General features: G+C 51.7%; 19 protein-coding genes. 12 read left to right on the top strand and 7 right to left on the bottom strand.

From position 1 onward, the window contains the following. Window positions 1–499 precede the first annotated feature (499 nt). From JOD20_RS06945 to JOD20_RS06985, 9 genes are all read left to right on the top strand, one after another. Window positions 500–2029 carry a Kelch repeat-containing protein gene (locus tag JOD20_RS06945; RefSeq protein WP_204754569.1) on the top strand — a complete coding sequence of 510 codons (1530 nt, stop codon included), beginning with the start codon at window positions 500–502 and terminating at the stop codon, window positions 2027–2029. Window positions 2030–2076: 47 nt separating this feature from the next. Next, window positions 2077–3132, top strand: a complete 1056-nt coding sequence (locus JOD20_RS06950) for a glycosyltransferase family 4 protein (RefSeq protein ID WP_204754570.1) — start codon at window positions 2077–2079, stop codon at window positions 3130–3132. Beyond that, window positions 3129–4031 carry a glycosyltransferase family 2 protein gene (locus JOD20_RS06955; protein ID WP_204754571.1) on the top strand — a complete coding sequence of 301 codons (903 nt, stop codon included), beginning with the start codon at window positions 3129–3131 and terminating at the stop codon, window positions 4029–4031. The genes JOD20_RS06950 and JOD20_RS06955 overlap by 4 nt, the downstream gene beginning before the upstream one ends. Window positions 4032–4377: 346 nt before the next feature. Beyond that, window positions 4378–4869: an SMI1/KNR4 family protein gene (locus tag JOD20_RS06960; protein ID WP_204754572.1), complete on the top strand. Its 492-nt coding sequence runs from the start codon at window positions 4378–4380 to the stop codon at window positions 4867–4869. Between the two features lie 276 nt (window positions 4870–5145). Next, the gene (locus JOD20_RS06965) at window positions 5146–5856 is read left to right on the top strand and encodes a response regulator transcription factor (protein WP_054533396.1); all 711 of its coding nucleotides are present in this window, start codon (window positions 5146–5148) and stop codon (window positions 5854–5856) included. Beyond that, window positions 5856–7055: a sensor histidine kinase gene (locus tag JOD20_RS06970; protein ID WP_204754573.1), complete on the top strand. Its 1200-nt coding sequence runs from the start codon at window positions 5856–5858 to the stop codon at window positions 7053–7055. Before JOD20_RS06965 ends, JOD20_RS06970 begins: the two co-directional genes overlap by 1 nt. A 21-nt stretch (window positions 7056–7076) precedes the next feature. Beyond that, on the top strand, window positions 7077–8030 hold the full coding sequence (locus JOD20_RS06975; RefSeq protein WP_204754574.1) for an AAA family ATPase: 954 nt from the start codon (window positions 7077–7079) through the stop codon (window positions 8028–8030). Further along, a complete protein-coding gene (locus JOD20_RS06980) occupies window positions 8027–9214 on the top strand; it encodes a DUF58 domain-containing protein (protein ID WP_204754575.1) in 1188 nt (395 codons plus the stop codon). The genes JOD20_RS06975 and JOD20_RS06980 overlap by 4 nt, the downstream gene beginning before the upstream one ends. After that, window positions 9211–10512, top strand: coding sequence for a DUF4129 domain-containing protein (locus tag JOD20_RS06985; RefSeq protein WP_204754576.1), 1302 nt, complete (start codon window positions 9211–9213; stop codon window positions 10510–10512). The genes JOD20_RS06980 and JOD20_RS06985 overlap by 4 nt, the downstream gene beginning before the upstream one ends. Here the strand turns inward: JOD20_RS06985 and JOD20_RS06990 are convergent. After that, complete coding sequence (locus tag JOD20_RS06990) at window positions 10509–11123, bottom strand: NACHT domain-containing protein (protein ID WP_204754577.1); 615 nt, start codon at window positions 11121–11123, stop codon at window positions 10509–10511. The two genes, JOD20_RS06985 and JOD20_RS06990, sit on opposite strands and share 4 nt — an antisense overlap. Before the next feature lie 529 nt (window positions 11124–11652). Between JOD20_RS06990 and glpK the strand changes: the two genes are divergently transcribed. Both glpK and JOD20_RS07000 read left to right on the top strand, forming a co-directional pair. Further along, the gene (gene glpK / locus JOD20_RS06995; RefSeq protein ID WP_204754578.1) at window positions 11653–13143 is read left to right on the top strand and encodes a glycerol kinase GlpK; all 1491 of its coding nucleotides are present in this window, start codon (window positions 11653–11655) and stop codon (window positions 13141–13143) included. A 6-nt stretch (window positions 13144–13149) separates the two neighbouring features. Continuing rightward, on the top strand, window positions 13150–13890 hold the full coding sequence (locus tag JOD20_RS07000; protein ID WP_204754579.1) for a helix-turn-helix transcriptional regulator: 741 nt from the start codon (window positions 13150–13152) through the stop codon (window positions 13888–13890). Here JOD20_RS07000 and JOD20_RS07005 read toward each other — a convergent pair. Next, the gene (locus JOD20_RS07005) at window positions 13887–14321 is read right to left on the bottom strand and encodes an ester cyclase (protein ID WP_204754580.1); all 435 of its coding nucleotides are present in this window, start codon (window positions 14319–14321) and stop codon (window positions 13887–13889) included. The genes JOD20_RS07000 and JOD20_RS07005 overlap by 4 nt on opposite strands. Window positions 14322–14601: 280 nt before the next feature. Between JOD20_RS07005 and JOD20_RS07010 the strand changes: the two genes are divergently transcribed. Further along, on the top strand, window positions 14602–15828 hold the full coding sequence (locus tag JOD20_RS07010) for a GGDEF domain-containing protein (protein WP_204754581.1): 1227 nt from the start codon (window positions 14602–14604) through the stop codon (window positions 15826–15828). On the opposite strand, the gene JOD20_RS07015 is transcribed toward JOD20_RS07010, so the two are convergent. The 5 genes from JOD20_RS07015 to trhA form a co-directional block, all read right to left on the bottom strand. Then, entirely contained in the window at window positions 15825–17000 is a 1176-nt protein-coding gene (locus JOD20_RS07015) for an MFS transporter (protein ID WP_204754582.1), read from the bottom strand. The genes JOD20_RS07010 and JOD20_RS07015 overlap by 4 nt on opposite strands. 46 nt (window positions 17001–17046) lie before the next feature. Next, window positions 17047–18174: a LuxE/PaaK family acyltransferase gene (locus tag JOD20_RS07020; RefSeq protein WP_204754583.1), complete on the bottom strand. Its 1128-nt coding sequence runs from the start codon at window positions 18172–18174 to the stop codon at window positions 17047–17049. Window positions 18175–18718: 544 nt separating this feature from the next. After that, complete coding sequence (locus tag JOD20_RS07025; protein ID WP_204754584.1) at window positions 18719–19495, bottom strand: DUF1295 domain-containing protein; 777 nt, start codon at window positions 19493–19495, stop codon at window positions 18719–18721. 15 nt (window positions 19496–19510) lie between these two features. Continuing rightward, window positions 19511–20962 carry an ArnT family glycosyltransferase gene (locus JOD20_RS07030; protein ID WP_204754585.1) on the bottom strand — a complete coding sequence of 484 codons (1452 nt, stop codon included), beginning with the start codon at window positions 20960–20962 and terminating at the stop codon, window positions 19511–19513. 398 nt (window positions 20963–21360) lie between these two features. After that, complete coding sequence (trhA, locus tag JOD20_RS07035; RefSeq protein ID WP_204754586.1) at window positions 21361–22023, bottom strand: PAQR family membrane homeostasis protein TrhA; 663 nt, start codon at window positions 22021–22023, stop codon at window positions 21361–21363. Window positions 22024–22138: the final 115 nt, after the last annotated feature.

Here is a 22138-nt window from a genome sequence, read left to right on the forward strand (position 1 = left end):
TTCTCGTGGGACGGTTTTATCCGGAACCATGGTCACCCGTGTTAACTACCTACCCTTGAAAGCCAGCCCCCTCTCCCACGAAAACGCGGGCGAGGTGGAGCCGACCATTTTTCGCCAAGGAATTGCGGGAGAACCAGCGCGTTAAAGCCCCACGCCACGGGAGATGGGTTGGGGTGAGGGGGCAATCGAAGGTTAACGCAATGAACCATTACACATAGAGCATAGAGCATAGAACATTGAACATAGGGTCAGGGATTGAACGCAGAGGAAAGATGGCTATGGTCTGTTGGCTAGCGGAACATTATTCGTGCAATTCGTGGAATTCGTGGCTAAAAATGTTTGTGGCTATGAGCTATCGGAATACTTGTTGAGATTTCAAACCAATCTCCGATAGCCTTCAGCCAATAGCCTTACTTCGTGCTCTTCGTGCTCTTCGTGGATCACAACTCCCGAACCCTGACAACCGATTCCCAGCCCCATTATATACGGAGGAAATTGCATGCAGCGCCGACGATTGATGATAATTGCAACTAGCCTGACGCTGCTTTCGGCGAGCGTTGGCTTGAGTTTGGCTCGGACGAATAGCTTGTTGGATGACCCTGATTGTAGCGTCAGCGATTGTACATTCTTGCCATTAATTTTGAAAAATGCGAGTGAGATCACGGCTTTGCCAAGCGCAACGCCAACCGCATTCGGCGTAACAGTTTCGCCAACCGCTGAGCCAAGCCTCACCGCGACGGATACTCCGTTGCCAACCAACACGCCAACCGATCTGCCAACTGCAACCAGCGTTCCAACTAACACGCCAACCGATGTGCCAACTGCAACCAGCGTTCCAACTAGCACGCCAACCGATGTGCCAACTGCAACCAGCGTTCCAACTAACACGCCAACCGATGTGCCAACTGCAACCAGCGTTCCAACTAACACGCCAACCGCAACCAACATTCCCAGCAACACGCCAACCGAAACCAGTACGCCAACTAACACGGCAACCGCAACTAGTACCACCACAGCTACGCCGCGACCACCAACAACTACGCCAACCACGATTGTCGGCACGGCCACGCCAACCACGCCCGCCAACTTCACGCGAATTGTTTGGTCGACTGCTGTGCCAACGCCATTTAGCTATCCTTTTGGTGCAGTCGAAGCCCAAGGTGCGGTTGTCGGCGGCAAATTGTATGTCTTTGGTGGTTTCGGCCAGCCTGGCTTATCGGGCGATACGCCCTCGCGCTTGTCGAATGTCTACGATCCTGTGGCCAATACTTGGACGGCGATTGCACCCTTGGAGCGTGGCCTGACTCACGTTGGCACGGCGACTGATGGCCAGAAAATCTTCTTTGTTGGGGGCTATATCGAAGATTTTGATGGCGTTGGCCAAATTTTTGGCTCGCGGGTTTCCCGCTATTACGATACTGCCACCAATAGCTACACCAACTTGCCGGTGATTCCGCTGCAACGTGCCGCTGGCCAGTTGTATTATTTGGATCGCAAGTTGCACTATGTTGGCGGAACCTACTACAAGGTAAATGATGTTGGCACCCACTTTGTGCTCGATTTGAATAATTTGGCGACTGGCTGGGTAACCCAAACCAACCAATTAACCTATGCCGAATTGCCCAACCCACGGCAGCACGCTGGCGGCGTGGTGCTTGATGGCAAACTCTATTATATTGGCGGCCAACATGGTCACGATGGCAGCTTAACCGTCGATAACGATGTGCATCGTTATGATCCTGCAACCAATGCGTGGGAGCAATTGGCCGATATTCCCTTGGCCTTGAACCATATTAGCCACTCGACGGTAGTGCTTGGCGGCAAGATTTTCGTGTTTGCTGGCCAGACAACCAATGGCACAAAACATAACACGATTTATGTGTATAATCCGGCGACCAATACGTGGGCGCAGATGCCCAATAACTTGCCAGCAACCCGCTATTCGGGCATTATTGGCGAGATTAATGGCACGCTCTATTTCACAACTGGCGGCGGAACCACCAGCTACCGTGGAATTCCCACACCCTAAATTCTTTTGTCAGGGCGTTGGTCGAAACTGCGACCAACGCAAACGCTATGACCATAAACATCTATCCAATTCCGCGTTTGCTCACAACTAGTCCGTATCTGGATTTGTTATATGATCCATTTGTTGCTTGGCCCGAGCTACGGATTATGCGCCAGCCGTTTGCTCAAAGCTTGCGCGCTGGCTTGCTGGGGCGTGATCAGCGCGTTTTGCATTGGCATTTTTTCGATGAATTGACCCAGCGTCCGAGCCAAAGCGCAACCGCTTTGCGCAGTATGAGCTTTATTGCGCTTTTGCGTTTGCTGCGCTTGCGTGGCGCAAAACAGGTTTGGACTGCGCACAACTTAGAGCCGCACGAATTGCGCCATCCTGCTTGGGCTAAGCGTAGTTACCAAGCTATGATTCAAGCGGCTGGCCAAATTATTGTTCATTCACAGGCTGCGGCTCAGTTAATCGATCAATGCTATCAGGTTGCGGCAAAAACCACGGTTATTGCGCATGGGGCGTATATCGGTTTTTATGGCCCGCAATTGCAACAAACTGCCGCCCGCGAGCTATTACAGCTCAAGCAAAACGAGTTTTTAGCGGTTAGCTTGGGTACACTGCGCCCTTACAAAGGCGTAGAATTATTAATCGAAGCTTGGACTGCTGAGCTTGGTCAATTGGAGATCGTCGGAGCAGTCAAAGACCCATTGTATGTTCAGCAATTGCAGCAGCTTGCGACAAGCCCAGCGATCACTATTCGACCAGATTTTATTGCCGATGCGTTGTTACCTGCATGGTTTGCGGCGGCGGATGTAGTGGTCTTGCCGTATCGCAAAACATTAACCTCGGGCATGTTGTTGGCGGCATTGTCGTATGCTCGGCCCGTGGTTGCGCCCGATTTGCCGCCAGTGCGCGAGTTGATTCGCGAAGGTGAGAATGGCTTTTTGTTTGAGCCAAATAATGTAGCGAGTTTACGATCCGCCTTGCAGCGCGCCGCCGCGCACCCCAATCGTCAAGCCTTGCAGCAAAACGCCTTACAAACGGTTCAACATTTGGATTGGGCACAGCTTGCGGCGCAAACTGCTGACGTGTATCGGCGCTTATTCGAGAAGAATCCATGATTTCAGGCCAAATTTCGATCATTATTGTGAGCTACAACAGCGCCGAATTGCTCCCAGCCTGTTTTGCTAGCCTCGCCACCACCAACGACGACAACTATCAATTAATCGTCGTCGATAACGCGTCGAGCGATGGTTCGGCAGAACTGGTGCGCCAACACTATCCGCAAGTCACGCTGATCGCCAATCAACAGAATCATGGCTTTGGCGCGGCATGCAACCAAGGCATGGAAATAGCAACTGGCGAATATTTTGTATTTTTCAATCCCGATGTGCAAATAACCCCCAATTGGCTGACGATTTTGCGCCAACATTTGCATGAACATCCACAGGCAGCGATTATTTGCCCAACCACATTGTACCCCAACCAAGCGCCGCCCACTCGCCAAGGTGTAGCGATGACGGCGGCGGTTCCTGGTTGTGCGCTGCTGTTGCGGCGGAGCGCATGGCAAGCAATTGGCGGCTTCGACCCCAAGATTTTCCTCTATTGGGAAGATACCGAGTTGTGCTGGCGGGCGTGGTTGTTGGGTTGGCAGGTGCTCGAAGATTTCGAGGCGCTGGTCGTTCACGAACGTGGCGGCAGCGGCGGCGGCCAGCGTTGGTTGGTCGAAAGCAGCAAAAATGGTTTGTATAGCTACCTAAAGTTGCGGCCATGGTCGGCGGTTGTTGGCTATAGCGTGCGCATGCTGGCCAAAACCGTGCTTGTGAGTCTGCGCCAGCGCAATTTGACCATGTTCAAGCTTTGGATTTGGCACCTAAAAAATCTCAACCAGACGCTTGCAACCCGCCGCGCAATTCAAGCCCAAGTCACTGCCGATCGCAACGTGGTCGAGCGTTTGATCAAACAGCACCTAGCCCGCGGCAAGCGGGAACGGAATGCAAGGATGAAGGATGAGGAATGAAATCAGAAAGAACATAGAGCATAGAGCATAGAACATAGAATATTGGGGCTGATGGCTATGGGCTATAGGCTATTGGGCAATTTTTCGTGGAATTCGTGCAATTCGTGGCTAAAGAATCGTGCTTCGCGTCCTTCGCGCGCTTCGTGGTTCCTATCCCTTCGTGGATCAAATTCTTAACGCAGCGGCGCAGAGAACCCATGGCTATTGGCTGCTGGCTATGGGCTTTGGAAAATAATAATCAATACAATCTGTGGCTAAAAATAACTATTCGTGCAATTCGTGGCCTTCGCGGTTCCGATCCCTCGTGGATGAATGCTGGATGCTGCTTAGTATTGAGGAGAATTTGATGAATATTACGATTGTTGATGGCTTTGCCCCAACCAACGAGCAAGCAGTCGCGGCCTTTGAACAAGAGTTGGGTTGTCGCTTGCCAGAAGATTATCGCGCATTTTTGCTTGAACACAATGGCGGCCAGCCTGAACTAACAGTTTTTGATATAAATAGCACTTTGATGCCCGATGATCAAAGTATGATCCATTACTTTTTTACCTTAGACCCAGCTTCAGAATACTATGAAATACGCGATGAGATTAAAGTCTACACCGATGAAACCCGAATGCCACCAGAGCTTTTGCCAATTGCCTGCGATCCTGGTGGCAACATCATTTGCTTGGGGATTCGTGGCGAGCAACGTGGCAAGGTCTATTTTTGGGATCATGAATTTGAGCTAGAGGCCGAAGAGATGGGCGATCTTTACTATAATGTTTCGTGTTGCAGCCCTTCATTCCAAGCCTTTGTTGAAAGTTTGTCGCCAGAATCAGAACTTAATTACGAGTAAGAAGCAAAAGCAGAAGTCAAAAAGCAGGAAGAACATAGAGCATAGAATATTGGGGCTGATGGCTATGGGCTATGGGCTATTGGGCAATTTTTCGTGGAATTCGTGCAATTCGTGGCTAAAGAATCGTGCTTCGCGTCCTTCGCGCGCTTCGTGGTTTCAATCCTTCGTGCTCTTCGTGTCCTTCGTAGATCAATATCCCTTCATCCTTGCGATAATGGTACAATAGCTGCGGGCGCAAGCCCTTCTGAATGTTTATCACCATGGTGCTGACAACCTATGTCCACAATATTGCTGGTAGAAGATGAAGCCCTGCTCGCCGATACGCTGCGTTACAACCTCGAACGCGAAGGCTATACCGTGCTTTCTGCTTCCGATGGTGTTACTGGGCTTGATTTGGCTCGCGCTGAACAGCCCGATTTGTTGATTTTAGATGTGATGCTGCCTAAGCTCGATGGCTTTTCAGTTTGTCGCATTTTGCGCCGCGAAACTAATATTCCCATTATGATGCTCACCGCGCGCCAAGATGAAGTTGATCGGATTGCTGGCTTGGAATTGGGCGCTGACGATTATGTGATTAAGCCATTTAGCCTTGGCGAATTGCTGGCCCGTGTGCGGGCAATCCTGCGCCGAACCGATCGCCAACCAACCGGCGTTGAACGCGAATTGCTGACCGCTGCCAATCTCAAAGTTGATACTGGCAGCCGCCGTGTGTTTCGCGATACCAACGAAATTACCCTTGCCCAAAAGGAATTTGATTTGCTGGTCTGTTTGATGCGCAACCGTGGCATGGCGCTCTCACGCGATTTGCTGCTCGAACGGGTTTGGGGCTACGATTTTCCAGGCGATTCGCGCACGGTCGATGTGCACGTGCGGTGGTTACGCGAAAAAGTCGAGCTTGACCCAAGCAACCCAATTTATATCCAAACAGTGCGCGGGATTGGCTATCGCTTCAATGATCAACTCAGTCGTAGCGAGCGCAAAAACTAATGATCTGGATTGTGTTGTTGGCGGTGACAACGATCATCGCGCTGATTTGGGGCTGGCGTGGGCAACGTAATTTGCGCCGCGAGCTGGACTATTTACGCAATCGGCCTGTGGTTGCGCCGCCGCCACCAGCCGATCCATTTAACCAGTTGTTTCGCACGCTCAGCGCCGCGCTCGATGCAGGCGTGATTGTCGTCAATGATGGCCGTACCATTCGTTATTGTAACGATGTTGCGGCCAAATTATTTGGGGTCAGTGCCAACGCCGTGCTCAACCATAGCGTCATCACCTTGGTGCGCGATTATCAGGCCGATACGATGATTGAGCAATCGATTCGCCGCCGCGACCCACAACAAGTTACTTTGCAACCAGTGCTTTCCAATCGCACAATTCGAATTTGGTGTGAGCCAATGCCCGAAAGCGGCGCGTTAATTCTGGCCCGCGATTTGACCCAACTCAGCTTGTTGGAGCGCGCACGCCGTGATTTGGTGGCGAATGTATCGCACGAATTGCGCACACCACTAGCTTCAATTAAGCTGTTGGTCGAAACCTTGGCAACCCAGCCGCCGCCAGAGTTGGCCCAACGCATGCTTGGTCAAGTCGATACCGAGCTTGATGCGGTGATGCAGTTGGTCGATGAATTGCACGAACTTTCGCAGATTGAGTCTGGGCGCACGGCCTTGCAATTGCAGCCAACCGCAGTCAGCACGATTGTTGAGCGAGCGCATGATCGGATTCAGCCCCAAGCCAAGCGCAAAGATCTGCGGGTTGTGGTGACGGTTGCCCCAGATTTGCCCGAAGTCTATGTTGATCGCGACCGAATTAGCCAAGTGTTGCTCAATTTGCTGCATAATGCGGTCAAATGGACTGATGCTGGCGGCACGATTACGATTGAAGCAGGCTTGCGTTCGCGGGCTGAGCTTGGCCATCATCTCAGCCGCATGCTGGAGCCAAGCAATCGCTGGGTAACTATGGCGATTCACGATACTGGCGCGGGAATTCCTGCCGAGGCGATTCCACGAATTTTCGAGCGTTTCTACAAAGTCGATCGGGCGCGAACTCGTGGGGTTGGTGGCACAGGCTTGGGCTTGGCCATCGTCAAACACTTGGTCGAAGGCCATGGTGGCGTGGTTTGGGTTGCCAGCAGCGAAGGCCGTGGCAGCAACTTTACGGTGGCACTGCCCGTTGTCGAAGATGAATAATTGTGTGATTTGAGGGAAATCATGACCGCGTTGAATGTGCAAACATGGGCCGAACAGTTACGCAACCAAGTTGGCCAAGTGGTAGTGGGCAAGCAGAACAGCGTTGATCTTTTGCTGACAGCTTTATTATGCGAAGGCCATGTGCTGCTGGAAGATGTGCCAGGCGTTGGCAAAACAACCTTGATTCGGGCGCTGGCCCAAAGCCTTGATTGCCAATTTCGGCGGGTGCAATTTACTCCCGACCTCTTGCCAAGCGATGTGACGGGCCTGAATTTCTACAATCAAAAACTGAGCGAATTTCAGTTTCGGGCTGGGCCGCTATTTGCCAATATTGTGCTGGCCGATGAAATTAATCGCGCTACGCCACGCACCCAATCAGCGTTGCTCGAAGCCATGGCCGAAGCCACGATCACGATCGATGGTGAAACGCATCAATTAACCCGCCCGTTTTTGGTGTTGGCAACCCAAAATCCCATTGAGCTTGAAGGCACGTTTCCCTTGCCCGAAGCCCAACTCGACCGCTTTTTGTTGCGGGTCAATTTGGGCTATCCCAGCGAAGCCGAAGAACATGCAATTATCCAACGCTTTAATCAGGGCGATCCATGGGTTGCCATGCACGCGGTCAGCAATCAGGCGCAGCTGTTGGATGCGATTCAGGCAGTGCGCAGCGTGCATCTAAGCGATGCAGTGCGGCAGTATGCAATTGCGATTGTGCGGGCAACCCGCGAGCACTCAGAAATTGAGCTTGGAGCTAGCCCGCGTGGCTCGTTGGCATTGACCCGCGCTGCCCAGGCTTGGGCTTTAATTCATGGCCGCGATTTCGTGCTGCCCGATGATGTTAAACAATTAGTCCCGAGTGTTTTGGCCCATCGTCTCATTTTGGGAGCCGAGGCCCGCTTGGCCCAACGCAGCCCAGAGAAAATTTTGGCCGATATTGTCAAAAGCATTGCCACGCCAGTTGAGGAACGGGCATGAAAGGGCGGCGAGCAGGCTTATTTTGCTTAGTTTTGCTCTTGATTATTGGCTTGCTGACCGATGTCATTTTGTTGCCATTGGTTTGTATGCTGGGCATTATGGCGCTCGCAGCGGTAGAATTATGGGAATGGCGTATGTTTGCCCATGTTGAATATCAGCGTGAGCTTGGCCATACCCATCTTTTCCCCGATAGCACGACCAGCCTGAGCCTGACCCTGAGCAATCGTAAATTTTTGCCCTTGCCATTCGTCAATGTGCACGATTTAGTGCCCGTTGGGATTCAGATTGAGCAGATCGAAACCCAACCTGCTGCTAGCCCCAACTATCGAATCTTAGCCCGCGCTTTTGGTTTGAGCAGCTACCAACAAGTGACCCGCCAATATACGATTCGCTGCCCACAGCGTGGCTTGCACCGCTTTGGCCCGGCCAATCTGAGCGCCAGCGATCCGCTTGGCCTGAGCATGAGCCGCGCCACAATCAACGATATTGATCGTTTGATCGTCTATCCGCGCTTGTTGAAAGACCTCGAATTGGGTATGCCCTTGCGTGAGCTGTTGGGCACAATTCGCGCCTCGCAGCGCTTATTAACTGATCCAGTTGTGCCAATTGGCATTCGCGATTATACCCAAAGCGACCCGCTGAAAAGCATTCACTGGACGGCAACTGCGCGGCGTGGCCAATTACAAACCAGAATTTACGAGCCAGTAACTGCATTAACCGTGATGTGCATTGTTGATATTGAAACGATTGTGCCCGCCTATCTTGGGGTCAATAAATTCCAAGGCGAACGGTTAATTAGTATGGCGGCGACGGTTTGTAGCGCGTTGCACAAAGCTGGGCATGCGGTTGGCTTATGGTCGAATGCAGCCTTGGTCGAAGGCAATACGGCGGTGCATTTACCGCCAAGCCGTAGTCTTAAACAGGCCAGTGCAATTCTCGAAGTGTTGGCGCAAATGTCGCTCTATTCGCGGCTCGAAATTGCCAAGTTTATTGGGCGCGAACAATCGCGCTTGCCCTTGGGGGCAACGGTATTGCTGATTAGCGTTGTCGATACGCCCGCTCATCGCAGCGCATTGACCCGTTTGCGCGAATACGGCTACGCACCGGTATGGCTGTATTTGGGCGAACATGCACCCAAAGTCGCTGGTATCAAGCTGATTCATAGCTATCAGAGGGAGCCATGATCAATCGTCAACGCGCCAAAGTATTAATTTTGCTCAGTGCCTGCATCGCCTATAGCAGCCTAATGAGCCTTGTGCTCAACAGCTTCGACATTGTTGGCGATAACGCGAGTGCTGTTTGGCGTTGGCCAGTTTTTTGTTTTGGCTTGATCGTCATGGTGAGTGTGCGCCTGCGGTTACGCCAACGAGGCGCGATTATTGCCGCCGCTGGCGCGATTGGGCTGAGCATGCTTGGCTGGCTTTGGCTACGCACTGGCTTCAGTGGTCAAGAATTGGTCTTGAGTGGCTTTGGGGTGAGCTTCTTGATGGCGCGGGCAATCAACGCCGATCAATGGAATCACGATTGGTTGCAACAGCTGTTTTGGCGTGGGCTTGGCTTGTTGGTGGCGTTTGTGGCCTTGGGGCCAGTCATGACCCGTGGCGCACTCGAAGAAGCTAGCTTCATTCAGCTGTTCGTTGCCCAAGCCTTGGGCTTTGTTGCGGCATGTTTATTTGCCATGATGCTTGATCAAAGCAACCAAGCCGAGTTGCAAACTCCGCCAATGCTGGGCTGGAGCAGCTTGTTTACCGTGTTAATTATTGGTATTCCGCTGCTGCTTTTTGGGCTTGTCGATGGCCAACGCAGCCTTGTAGGGCTGATTTTTAGCACGTTTATTGATGGACTGGTGCTGATTGTTGGGGGCATTAGCGTTGGGTTGTCGTGGCTGGTTGGCTGGCTGATTCCTTCATTCAAGCCAAACCAACGCCCGCCGGAACAACTGGTGATGCCCGAAGCTGTCGATCCTTCAACGCTTAAACCAGAGGAAACCAGCAAAATAAGCTCGTTGCTTGGCGATATGCTGACGATCAGCGTGGCCTTGATTGGCGTGCTGATGATTTGCTGGTTGATCTATCTTGTGCTGCGCTGGCTGCGCGAGATTGAAACGCGAGCAGCTGTGCCAGGCGAGGCTGTGGTCGAGCAATCGATTTGGTCGTTTGATAGCTTACGCGAGCAGATTTTAGAACGTTTTCGGCGCAAAAAGCCTTGGAAGTTTGGCGCAGATGATCCACAGCGCCAGAAAGTGCGGCGGGTGTATACCAAGTTTTTGGAGCTTGGCGAAGATCATGGCCAGCCACGAGGCAAGCATCAAACAGCCCACGAATATGGACGTGGCTATGCTCAACGCCAGCCCAATAGCGAACCAGCAATCGATGAATTAACAGCTATCTATACCCAAGCCCGCTATGCAACCGAGCTTGATCCAGCGGCCTTAGAACGCGCCGAACAGGCTCTCAAAAACATTCAAAAAAACCAGCCTTAGCCTCGCCATTGCACGCTATGCCATAAGGCAAATTGGTTGGGAATTGTTTGTGGTTTGCTGGTCGCCAACATCATCGACAAGGCGGGATAGCGTTCGAGCCATGCGCTAATCCACGTTGACCAACGCTGTTGCTCGTTGGGCTTGAGTTGGTCCCAACCTTCGATCAATAACAGCCATACGCCAGCGGCCAGACCACGTTTAACCACCAATTCGTTGATTGCAAAGCCGAGCTGTTCCATCTGTTGATGCAACAATTGCAAGGGTTGGATTGAGCGGTCTGCTGCTTGCTGAACGCGGTAGAGCAAAGGAACATAGGCGGTTGGTAATTGAGCGCCGCGTGCCCATTGTAAGCAGAGTTGGCGCATCGCCAGCGAGCGTGAACCTGGCTCGATCAAGGCTAAACGGGGCGTTTCACGCAATGCATCGCGCAAGGTCATCGAAGGGCCGCCTTCGACCTGCTGAAATTGCAGCGGCAGGCGTTGCAGATGTGGCAACAACGGCTGCGAGCCAACCAAGGTCTCGCCTTCGAGCAAGTGATGGCGATAGCGCCGAATCTGCCGCCCATCCCGCAATCGCGGCAGGAAGTTAAGTCGAAATGTTGCAAGGGCCATGGCCGTGCCTCCTAAAACGATAGCTGTGCGGTTTAGCCTACGCTTTGGCTGGCACGCATTCAAGCAGTTAAGGTTACAATGCGATGACGAGACGAGACGAAAGGATGAAGGATGAAGGATGAAGGATGAAGGATGAAAGCGAGAGCATAGAACAGAGAGCATAGAACATAGGAGGCAGGCTATGTGTATTGGTTCATTGGATTGGCAACCGTGTTCCCTCACCCCCCAGCCCCCTCTCCCACTGGACGCGGGCGAGGGGGAGCACCCGTTTGTCACGGAGTGCAGCAGAACCACGGCATGAAAGGAAAGTCCCTCGCCCGCCACGTGGGAGAGGGGTTGGGGTGAGGGGATCAGGCAGTGGTTAACCTTATGAACCATTGCAGCTATGGGCTATCGGAAGCATAATCAGGGAAATCTGTGGCAATCTCTGGCGAAAAAATGAACCCTTCGCGATCTTCGCGTTCTTCGTGGTTTCGGTACTTCGTGGATCAACATAACCAATCCCCAATTATTACAATGAGGTAATTGTATGCAGTATATTGCGGCGCTCGACCAAGGCACAACCAGCACCCGCTGTATGGTGTTCGATCACAATGGCAATGTCGTTGGCGTTGATCAACGCGAACATAACCAGATTTTCCCGCGCCCAGGTTGGGTTGAGCATAATCCAGCAGAGATTTGGCAACGCACCCAAGGCGTAATTGCAGGCGCACTGGCTGCTGCCAACATCGAAAAAGCCGATCTTGCGGCGCTTGGAATTACCAACCAACGCGAAACGACGGTGATTTGGGATCGCCACACCGGCAAGGCGATTCATAACGCCTTGGTTTGGCAGGATACCCGCACCGACCAGCTGGTGCGTCAATTTGCTGCCGAAGGCGGCCAAGATCGCTTTCGGGCCAAAACGGGCTTACCGCTGGCCACCTACTTTTCGGCGACCAAAATTCGCTGGCTGCTTGATCAGGTTGAGGGTGCACAGGCAGCGGCTGAAGCTGGCAATTTGCTGTTTGGCACGATCGATTGTTTTGTGGCTTGGTGGTTGACTGGCGGGCCACATGGCGGCTTGCATATTACCGATACAACCAATGCTTCGCGCACCTTGCTGCTCAACCTCGAAACTGGCGATTGGGATGCTGAATTACTAGAAATTTTTCGGATTCCGCGCAGCATGTTGCCAAGCGTGCGTTCTTCCAGCGAGGTTTATGGCACATGTCGCGGCCAACTCGATGGCGTGCCCTTAGCGGGGATTTTGGGCGATCAACAGGCGGCAACTGTCGGCCAAGTTTGTTTTGAAGTTGGCGAGGCCAAAAATACCTATGGCACTGGCAACTTTATGCTGCTCAACACTGGCGAACGCTTGGTGCAATCAAGCCATGGGCTGATTACCACGCCAGCCTATCATTTTGGCAAGCAGCCAACTTGGGCCTTAGAAGGCTCGATTGCAGTAACTGGCTCGTTGGTGCAATGGTTGCGGGATAATTTGGGCATTATTCATCAAGCCTCTGAGGTAGAGGGCTTGGCGGCCAGCGTTGCTGATAATGGCGGCGTGTATTTGGTGCCTGCATTTTCGGGCTTGTTTGCCCCGCATTGGCGCTCGGATGCGCGTGGGGTTTTGGTTGGCCTGACCCGTTATGCCAACAAAGCCCATATTGCCCGCGCTACGCTTGAAGCCACTGCCTACCAAACCCGCGAAGTGGTGAGCGCCATGGCCCAAGATTCAGGGGTTGAATTAAAAGCCCTCAAAGTTGATGGCGGCATGGTGGCGAATGAATTGTTGATGCAGTTTCAGGCTGATATTTTGGGAGTGCCCGTTGTGCGCCCGAAAGTTGCCGAAACCACCGCCTTGGGCGCTGCTTATGCCGCTGGCTTGGCCGTTGGCTACTGGGCGAATCCTGCTGAATTGCGCGCCAATTGGAGCGAAAGCAAGCGTTGGGAACCGCAAATGAGCATCGATCAGCGCGATAGCTTATATGCGCAATGGGGCAAGGCGGTAGAACGCACCCTGAATTGGCAAGAATAAGCTGCGATGCAGATCTATTGTTTGTATCAAACCTTGGCGGCCTTCGATAGTGGCTGGAAACAGTTTCCGCATCACTATTTGCTGTATGCTGCCCAAGGTGCGTTTCAGCTGGAGGTGGCAACGCTGCGCTGGTTGTTGCCACCGCAGCGGGCTGCATGGATTGCAGCGCATGTGCCAATTCGGATTCATTGCCAAAGCACAGTTGTCTGTAGCTCGTTAATTCTTCCACCAAGCAGTTTCGATTTGCCAATCGCTGATTGTCGGGTGTTTAGCGTTTCGGCCATGGCTCAAGCAATGTTGGAACATGCCAAACGCTGGCCCCAAAATGCTGAGTTTGATCCCAAAGCTGAGCGCTTTTTATTGGCTTTAGCTGATGTTTGTTTGGAGCTAGCGACCCAGCCTGATAATTTTTGGCTGCCAGTTGCTCAATCGGCAGATTTGCAACGCGCCTTGGATTATAGCTTGGCTCAGCTTGAGCAACCGATTACATTGGCCATGGCAGCCCAAGCAGGAGCCATGGCCGAACGAACCTTGGCACGGCGTTGTGCTAGCGAATTGGGTCTATCGTGGCGGGCCTATCTGCATCGCGCACGCATGATTCGGGCTGCTGAATTGTTGCTTGCCAGCAATTTACCCATTTTAGAAGTTGCTTTGGCGGTTGGTTTTGAAAGCGTAACCAGCTTTAGCAGTGCCTTTCGCCAATTTAGCGGCCAAGCACCACGCCAATTTCGCCAAGGCTACGCTTAACGTTGGCAAGCTTTTTGCCCATCAAGGCTCACCTGCAATTGCTGAAATAAGCCAGCAGTATCAAATAAGGCCCAATGCTCGGCAATTTGGCCTTGCGCTAGCCGATACATCCGATAGACTGCAACGTCAACTGCCAGCCCAGTTGGCGCAATGCCCCGAAATTCACCTAAATGAGTTGCCCGAAAACGCAACTGAACGACAACCCGATCAGCTTCGGCTACTGTATGCAGAATCTGCTGCTGATGATCGGGAAAACTGTGGCCCAATTGTTCGAGGATTGCGAGCAAGCCGACTTGATTTGCTGGCTGATACGCATGGTCGACATAATCATGGCTAAGCAATTGCTCGATGCTATTCAGGTTCTTTTGGTTCCAACATTGCTCGATAAATTGATGAACGATGTGGCGATTGAGCGCGATTTGTTCTGACATTGCAACAGCTCCATAACTTGGTTGATGTTGCTAGTCTAGCGAATTCGTTGGCGACAGGCAGCTTGCAACCTGCCAAAAACCTATTGCACGCTGCCAAGTAACGAACCAGCTTGCGCCGAAATTGGCTACTAAAGAGCTACTTTAGAAAAACTACCGCTAGTGGTATTGTAGGAGTAGCCTAAAGTAACCTCGAATTAACTAAACATAATGCAATGTGACGTTGCTTTCTCATTCCTTAGCTTTTGACTACTCAACTACCCACCCTACGGAGGTAGGAAGCATGGCGCTTGATCAGCCAATGGTTAGCTTGATTGTCGGAATTGGTTTATTGCTCCAAGCGTGTGTGATTGGGGCTTTTTTGGTGTTTGTCCGGCGCTATCAAGGGATACGCTGCTTTTTGCTGGGCACAATTGGCTTGGGTATGGGCTTTTTGATTCAAGCCCTGCTGCCTTCAAGCTCATTAATTGCAACTACTGCTAGCTATATTGTGCTGCTCAGTGGCTTGTTTGGGTTAAGTAGTGGGATTTTGCGCTTTATCGGGGCCAAGAACTCAGCGCGCATTTATGGTTTTAGCTGGCTAATCGTGGCTAGTTTGCTGAGTGTGAGTGCGTGGCGTTGGGCTGCGCCAAGCCTGATTCTTAGTTTGGCGATGCTGATTGGCAGCTTGGGCATGGCCTATACCGCAATTCGGGTCTTGTTTCAGCGCACCATTCCCTATCAAAGCGCCAGCAGATTGTTGGCAATTGCCTTGGGGTTGAAGATTGCGATGGTCGTTGCTGGGCTGAGCTACGTTTGGTATCGCCAAGTGTGGCCGAGCGTTGCCAGCTTGCAACTTGGCTATAGTGTGTTGATTTTGCTGCTTTCGTTGCTATGGACTGGTGGGTTTGGGGTGATGATTACCCAGCGCTTGCAATGCGATTTATCTGCTTTAGCAAGCATCGATGCGTTGACAGGCCTCGCCAATCGGCGCGCAATTAACGACTATTTAGAGCAAGCAATGGCCAAATGGCGGCGCAACCAGCAGGGCTTTGCAATAATCATGCTGGATATTGATAGTTTCAAGCAAATTAATGATCGCTATGGCCACCAAGCTGGCGATAGTGTATTACGCCATATTGGCTTGGTGCTGAGCGAACAAGTGCGGATCAACGATCTGATTGGGCGTTGGGGCGGCGAAGAATTTTTGCTGATTGTTGATGCAGCAACGGTGCAACAGGCGAGCTTCTTGGCCGAACGCTTGCGCCAAGCCATTCAAAACCAACCAACCGTCTGGTGCGAGCAAGCTATTCAGCATACAGTCAGCATTGGGATTGCGGTCTGTGGTTGGCATGGTTTTAACGAAACCCAATTGCTGACTGCTGCCGATTTAGCGCTCTACGAAGCCAAAGAAACTGGGAAGAATCGTTGGGTTGTGTATGAGCGTCGCATGTTGAACCAACTTGAGGCTAACTTAGCCCTTAATAACGAAGACCTTGTGCTTGATGTTGATTCATCGATTTATGCCTAGTGCGCTGGTTGGGCTTGTGGCTCGGCGCTGGGCAAGCCAACCGCAATTAACGCCCCTGCTACCACCAAAACGCTGCCCATCAAATATGGCGAGGCTTCACCAACATTCGAGAGCATCCACGTAGCATAGAGTGGAGCAAAAATCCGCGCCAAGCTGCTCATCGATTGATAGAGGCCCATATTTTCGCCGCGCTCCTGAGCTGGCGAATTGCGACTGACCAATGATGAAAGCGATGGCGTGAGCAAGCCTTCACCAATTGCCAGCACAATACAAATTGCCACCAAATGCCACACATTTTGAATAAAGCCCAAGCCTGCCAACGAGAGTGCAAGCAACAACGAGCCAGCCACAATCAAGCTTGCTTCGCCAAAGCGGGCTGCCAAACGGCGAATTAAACCGCCTTGGACGATTGCCACAACCACTCCAACTCCCGCCAAGGTATAGCCAGTCTGATGCGAGCCAAACTCCAAGCGACGCGCTGCAAACAAGGCAAAGGTTGTTTCGAAAGCCACAAATGCCAAGTTGATCAATAAGGTAATGCTGAGCAAGCGACCAACGTTAGGCTTGCGAACTGCTGCGAACAACGTCATTAAGTTGAAGGTACGGCCTTGTTGGGGTGCATGGCGTTCTGGCTCTGGCAGCACGAAAAAGGTCAAAATTAAGCTCAACATGGCAATGCCAGCAGCCACAAAAATTGGCAACTGATAATTGCCATCGCGGCTGAGCAATGCGCCAATTGCTGGCCCAGCGATAAAGCCCAAGCCAAGCGCCGCGCCAACCATGCCCATTCCGCGCGCGCGATCTTTGTCGGTGGTTACGTCGCTCACATAGGCTTGGGCAATCGAAATATTGCCGCCAGTTGCACCATCGAACATCCGCCCAACGAATAGCCAAATCAGACTATTGGCGAAGCCAAACAGCAGCAAACTACACACCGTGCCAATTAGGCTCAAGATGAGCAGCGGGCGACGGCCAAAGCGGTCGGATAATTGGCCAAGGATTGGGGCGAAGATAAATTGCATCAAGGCATAACAGCCGACGATCAAGCCAACTTGAAATTCAGAAGCTCCAAATTCTTGAGCATAAAACGGCGTAATCGGAATCACGACCCCATAGCTCATTGTGCCAACAAAAGCGATCAAAAAGATGGTCAAAAGTGGAGAGCGTTTCATAGGCGAGTTTCTAGCCATGCGAGCGGCTAGCGGCTCCTATAACTATTTAGCCATTGCCATTGCGGCGAGCAGCTAGGACATCTTCAACTGCCAGCGAACAACCACGAAGTTCGGCTCCGCTGGCCCGACCAAGCACCTCGAAGCCATCGGCCACGACCACGCCTAAATCTTCGGTTTGCAAGGCAAGCACCGAATAGAGATTGGCCAAATCGAGGTGGCGCAACAGGCCGGTTTCGCCAGCAGGCAACGGTGCAAAGGTGGTTGAGTCGACAACTTGGGTACGCACCCATGGCACAACGACTTTATGCCGTGGTTGCCATTCGCGCAGATAGGCCGAGTGCAACGAGCTATCGTAGAATTGGCTGCCCAACTCGGTCATGCCATATTCGTTGACACACATGGTCGATGGAATGCCCAAAACGTCGCTGTAGAGGGCATATAAATCGTTGCGGGCAATTTCGCGTACTTTGCCTTTCGAGCCGCCAGTATCCATCAAACGGCTGCCCTTGGGCAATTGCCAACGCTTGCCATGCTCGGCGCACCAATCGAGAAAATAGACGAAGGTATACATCACGCCCATCAAGCAAATGGGCTGATTGTTTGCAACCGCAGTATCAAGCGCTGCGGCTAAAGTTGCTGAATCAAGGCCCTCGGCGCTAAACACATAGCGGCTTTCGCTGCTGCCATGCTGCTCAATTGCATCGCCAAGCATATGCGCCAACGACGATTGCGGCAGTTCATGCGCCTGCCAAAACAGCACATAAATTGGCATGCGTTTGGCATCGGGAAACAGGTGATAGGCTAAATTTGGCCGTAGCGATGCTTCATACAACGAGCGATCGCGGATGTAGTGCGAGCCGCGTTGTTCGCTGCCTTGAGTTGTGCCGCTGGTGCGGTAAATTACTTGGGCCTCGTCGGGCGGGAAGGTGGTGAGAGGCAAGTGCTTGAAGGCGGTGGTGGGCACTGCCGGAATCTCCGACCAATGCATAACTCGCTCAGGGCTGAGCATGCGCCGCTCACAATAGCGTTGATACACAAGGTTGTGTTGCCATTGGTAGCGAAACGTCCGCAAGGCTAAGTCATTAAATAAACTATCGTCAGCAGGGTCGATCGAGCGCACACCTGCTTTCATCAAAGCGCGAATTTCGAAGTCTAGGGTTTCTATCTCGTTCATTTCCAACCTCAGTTGAGCCAAAACACGCCCGCAGGACGCGAATTGAATTGTACCACGGGCACTTTGGGTCTTGTTATCGAAAAAGAACAGAGAGCATAGAACAGAGAGCATAGAACAAATCAAAAGTCAGAAGTCAAAAAGATCAGGTTATAGGCTATTGGGAATAATAATCAAATACATCTGGGCAATCTGTGGCGAAAATAAACGATGAGGGATGAAAAGCAGAAGGCAAAAGGCAAAAATCAAAAAGAACAGAGAGCATAGAACATAGAGCATAAGTATTGAGGATCGGGGATTCTTACACGGGTAGGTTGTTAAGATCCCCTCACCCCAACCCCTCTCCCGTGGCGCGGGCGAGGGGCTTTAACAGCGTGGTTCGCTCCCAATTCCTTGGTGCACCACGGATGCTCCCCCTCGCCCGCGTTTTCGTGGGAGAGGGGGTTGGGGGGTGAGGGAACATGGTTGCCAATCCAATGAACCAGTACACATAGCCTATAGCCACATCAGCCTTCGTGCTCTTCGTGGATCAAAATGTTCTGATTGCTTAGCTTTTGGGAAACCATGGCAAGAAAGCGCTGGTTTTGGCAATGTAATCTGCGTATTGGGGTTTGGTTTTGACCAAGGTACGTTCTAAGAGCATCACGCCTGAAACCCGAATAATCAGCAAGGTCATGAGCAATGCGCCGATAATTTGCCAATAACTGCCAGCGGCAATTGAAAAGAGCGCATAGCCCCACCAGACTGCCGAATCGCCAAAATAATTGGGGTGACGGGTGAAGCGCCATAAGCCTGAGCGCAGCACCTGGCCTTTATTGGCCGGATTGGCCTTGAAGCGGCTTAGTTGCCAATCACCAAAGGCCTCAAAACTAAAGCCAATCAGCCAAACCGCAATCGCCAAATAATCGATCCAGTTCCAGCTTTTAACCCCAGTTTGGGCACCAAGCAAGGTTACTGAGATGATCAATGCCAAGATGCCTTGCAATAAAAATACTTGGAAAAAGCTAAACCACCAATAGCGCTCAGCTCCGTAGCGCCGTCGAAACTCAACATAGCGAAAATCTTCGGGCTTGCCCCAATTACGCCAGCCAATATAGAGCGTTAGGCGTAAACCCCAAATCGTCACCAAGCTGCTGATAATCAGTTTGCGTTGGCCATCGCCTTGGGCTTGGCTAAAATACCACCAAGTTAAGGCCACAAAACACATACCCCAGCAAATATCCACAATGCTGGCATTGGTAATTTTGACACTCCACAACCACGCCAGCGTCAGCGGAACCATCACGATCGCCAAACCCAACCCCCAAATTAGCCAAAAACTCATGCGAACCTCACACGGCTAACGCACCCAAATATCATAACCACCCAAATGCACGCGCATTCGATAGGGCGCAACTTGCAGCATGGCATCAAAGCCCATCGGGCGCACCGCGCCATAGGTCACAATGACTTTTGGCGGTTTGCTGCGTAACTGTTGCAACGTCTCGTCGAGCGCATTGGGTAAAATCGCTAAGGGATAATCGTAGGGAAAACGGCTTGGAACAGCATAGTTGCCATACAGGTAAATTTCTGGCTCGGCGGCCCAAACCCAGACGCTGGTTTGCTTGCCCACATTGCTATCGATCCATTCGACCACTTTGGGCGCGAGGGCAAAGAATTCGCGGCCATCAACGCCATACAGTTGTTCAATTTGGGCTTCGGGAGTCTTATTATACAACGGCCAGAGGCTGCTCAAGGGTAGAATTGCCAGCAAAACCGCAATCAAAACAATCGAAAAATCTTTGTATTGTTGTAAAAAGCCAAACCGTACTTTGGCCAAACCCCCAGCAAACACCGCCAAGGCTGGCACCAGCGCCTGATAATAATGCGGATAGGCCCGTAAACTGACAAACGCGCTGGCGATCAAGCCAAGGCTCCATAAGCCAGCGAAGATCAAACTTGGCCAGTAGCGCCGCCGTCGCCATGCCAAGGTTGCGCCAATAATGCCCGCCACCACTAAGAGCAGCAACGAGCGCCAAATTGGCCAAAGTTGACCGAGCGTGGCATTGGTTTGCTGCAAATAGGTCGTGTTATACGTCCAATTTGCTTCAACAAAATCGCTCCAGCCGCCAGCGATTGCAAAATAAAGCACGGTTGGAATTAATACCAGTGCCAAGCCATCAACAATCAGAATTGCTCGCCCAATCCGTTCGTTGACATCGCCTTTAATCGCCAGGGTGGTGACAAACAGGGCTGGCACGATTAATACGCCAACTGGTTTGGCTAAAATCGCGACCGCCGCCGCGATTCCCGCCAGCATCCACCAAGCTTTTTGCCCGCTATCAAGTGCTTTGAGGCCAAAGAGCAAGGCCAAGCCACTGGGCAAAAGCATAATTGCTTCGCTGTTGAAGGTCACGCCTTGCAGAAACACAGCGCTATTCCAGCTTGCCACCAAGATTGCCGTCAATACACCTGCAACCTCAGAGCGCCACAAGCGCCGCCCAGCCCGCCACATCACCAAGGTTGTGACCAGTAGCCAGAGCGTTGCCCAAACCCGAATCGCCTGCACTGGCTCAGCACCAACCAATATTGGCGGTGCATAAGCAGCATAGATAAACGGCGGTTTATGATCAAAACGGTCGCGGTAGGGAATCGCCCCATCGGCCCAATCGCGGGCAATGACGGCATAAGCAGCTTCGTCGCGCTCAAGTGGCAGTTGATGCAATGGCATACGCAGCAGCCAAATCAAGCCAAAAACCGCGCCAATCACTGCCCACAAGGCCAAGCGTCGCCGCCGAAAACGTCGCAACATGGCTTAATCCCCCACACCAAAAGATTGCTAGTCGCAATAATACTGCAAATTGGTCAAAAGCCGCGCAAAAAAATAACTCAGCCTTGCATATCCATGCTGGCTGAGCCATTCGATTGAGCTTGCGCTACTTTTTAGTTGTACTGGTTCATTGGATGCACAAGCGGAGCATTTCCTCATCCAACCTCAAACCAATGCTCAGTTTCTGCTCAAGAGCACGAATTCACAGGCTTATCAAGGAATGTGGTTTGGTCGCTGATCGTATTTGAGGGGGTGCAGGGGGATTAAAGCCCCCTGCGTCTCTCGCTGGCGGGACGGAAGGGTGGTGACAGAAATGATGGTGAATAAACAACCCTTGGATGGTAAGGAAAGAACGTTGTTAATGCTATGAACCAGTATATTTAGCCGAGATAGAGTGCCATAACCAAGAAATGGCAAACGCTGCCGCCCATCACAAAACCATGCCAAATGGCGTGGTTGTAGGGCAATTTTTCCCAGCGATAGAAAATTACGCCAGCGGTGTAGGTCAGGCCGCCAGCCACCAACAAGGCAAAAGCCCCGCCTGGCAAACTCGCCACCATATCATCCCACGCCATCACCGAAAGCCAGCCCATGCCTACATACATTAAGGTTGAAAGCAGTTCAAAGCGCTTAATGAAAAATAATTTGAAGCAGATTCCGGCAAACGCACAGCCCCAAATTAGGCCAAATAACGTCCAAGCTAGGCTGGTTTGCAAGCTCACCAACAAAATTGGGGTGTAGGTGCCTGCAATCAATAAATAAATTGCACAGTGGTCGAAAATTTTGAGCAAATATTTAGCGCGTGGGTTGCGAATGCTATGATACAGCGTCGAGGCCAGATACATACAAATCAAGCTCAGCCCATAGACCGTGAAGCTGGCGATGCGCCATGGATCGCCAGTATTAATCGCCATCACCAATAAAATCACTAAGCCTGCCACGCTCAAGGCGACCCCAATCCCATGGGTAATCGCGTTGGCCAATTCTTCGGCGGCTGAATATTCTGAGTAGTGTACGTTGCGCTCTTGAATTGCTTTTGCCATATAACCTCCAGCTAAGCGATGATTTGCTGATGTGTATTATACCTCGTATTGCAAAGTACTTTGCAGTATCAGGTATAGTTCTTTTAGGCTAGCCAAGCGAGCGATTTTTGCTATA

Source organism: Herpetosiphon giganteus, assembly GCF_016907925.1.
Classification (GTDB): domain Bacteria; phylum Chloroflexota; class Chloroflexia; order Chloroflexales; family Herpetosiphonaceae; genus Herpetosiphon; species Herpetosiphon giganteus.

Bases quoted from the DNA above. Each gene is read 5' to 3' on its own strand.
- JOD20_RS06945 (WP_204754569.1), top strand. From the start codon at position 500: ATGCAGCGCCGACGATTGATGATAATTGCAACTAGCCTGACGCTGCTT.
- JOD20_RS06950 (WP_204754570.1), top strand. From the start codon at position 2,077: ATGACCATAAACATCTATCCAATTCCGCGTTTGCTCACAACTAGTCCG.
- JOD20_RS06955 (WP_204754571.1), top strand. From the start codon at position 3,129: ATGATTTCAGGCCAAATTTCGATCATTATTGTGAGCTACAACAGCGCC.
- JOD20_RS06960 (WP_204754572.1), top strand. From the start codon at position 4,378: ATGAATATTACGATTGTTGATGGCTTTGCCCCAACCAACGAGCAAGCA.
- JOD20_RS06965 (WP_054533396.1), top strand. From the start codon at position 5,146: ATGTCCACAATATTGCTGGTAGAAGATGAAGCCCTGCTCGCCGATACG.
- JOD20_RS06970 (WP_204754573.1), top strand. From the start codon at position 5,856: ATGATCTGGATTGTGTTGTTGGCGGTGACAACGATCATCGCGCTGATT.
- JOD20_RS06975 (WP_204754574.1), top strand. From the start codon at position 7,077: ATGACCGCGTTGAATGTGCAAACATGGGCCGAACAGTTACGCAACCAA.
- JOD20_RS06980 (WP_204754575.1), top strand. From the start codon at position 8,027: ATGAAAGGGCGGCGAGCAGGCTTATTTTGCTTAGTTTTGCTCTTGATT.
- JOD20_RS06985 (WP_204754576.1), top strand. From the start codon at position 9,211: ATGATCAATCGTCAACGCGCCAAAGTATTAATTTTGCTCAGTGCCTGC.
- JOD20_RS06990 (WP_204754577.1), bottom strand. From the start codon at position 11,123: ATGGCCCTTGCAACATTTCGACTTAACTTCCTGCCGCGATTGCGGGAT.
- glpK (WP_204754578.1), top strand. From the start codon at position 11,653: ATGCAGTATATTGCGGCGCTCGACCAAGGCACAACCAGCACCCGCTGT.
- JOD20_RS07000 (WP_204754579.1), top strand. From the start codon at position 13,150: ATGCAGATCTATTGTTTGTATCAAACCTTGGCGGCCTTCGATAGTGGC.
- JOD20_RS07005 (WP_204754580.1), bottom strand. From the start codon at position 14,321: ATGTCAGAACAAATCGCGCTCAATCGCCACATCGTTCATCAATTTATC.
- JOD20_RS07010 (WP_204754581.1), top strand. From the start codon at position 14,602: ATGGCGCTTGATCAGCCAATGGTTAGCTTGATTGTCGGAATTGGTTTA.
- JOD20_RS07015 (WP_204754582.1), bottom strand. From the start codon at position 17,000: ATGAAACGCTCTCCACTTTTGACCATCTTTTTGATCGCTTTTGTTGGC.
- JOD20_RS07020 (WP_204754583.1), bottom strand. From the start codon at position 18,174: ATGAACGAGATAGAAACCCTAGACTTCGAAATTCGCGCTTTGATGAAA.
- JOD20_RS07025 (WP_204754584.1), bottom strand. From the start codon at position 19,495: ATGAGTTTTTGGCTAATTTGGGGGTTGGGTTTGGCGATCGTGATGGTT.
- JOD20_RS07030 (WP_204754585.1), bottom strand. From the start codon at position 20,962: ATGTTGCGACGTTTTCGGCGGCGACGCTTGGCCTTGTGGGCAGTGATT.
- trhA (WP_204754586.1), bottom strand. From the start codon at position 22,023: ATGGCAAAAGCAATTCAAGAGCGCAACGTACACTACTCAGAATATTCA.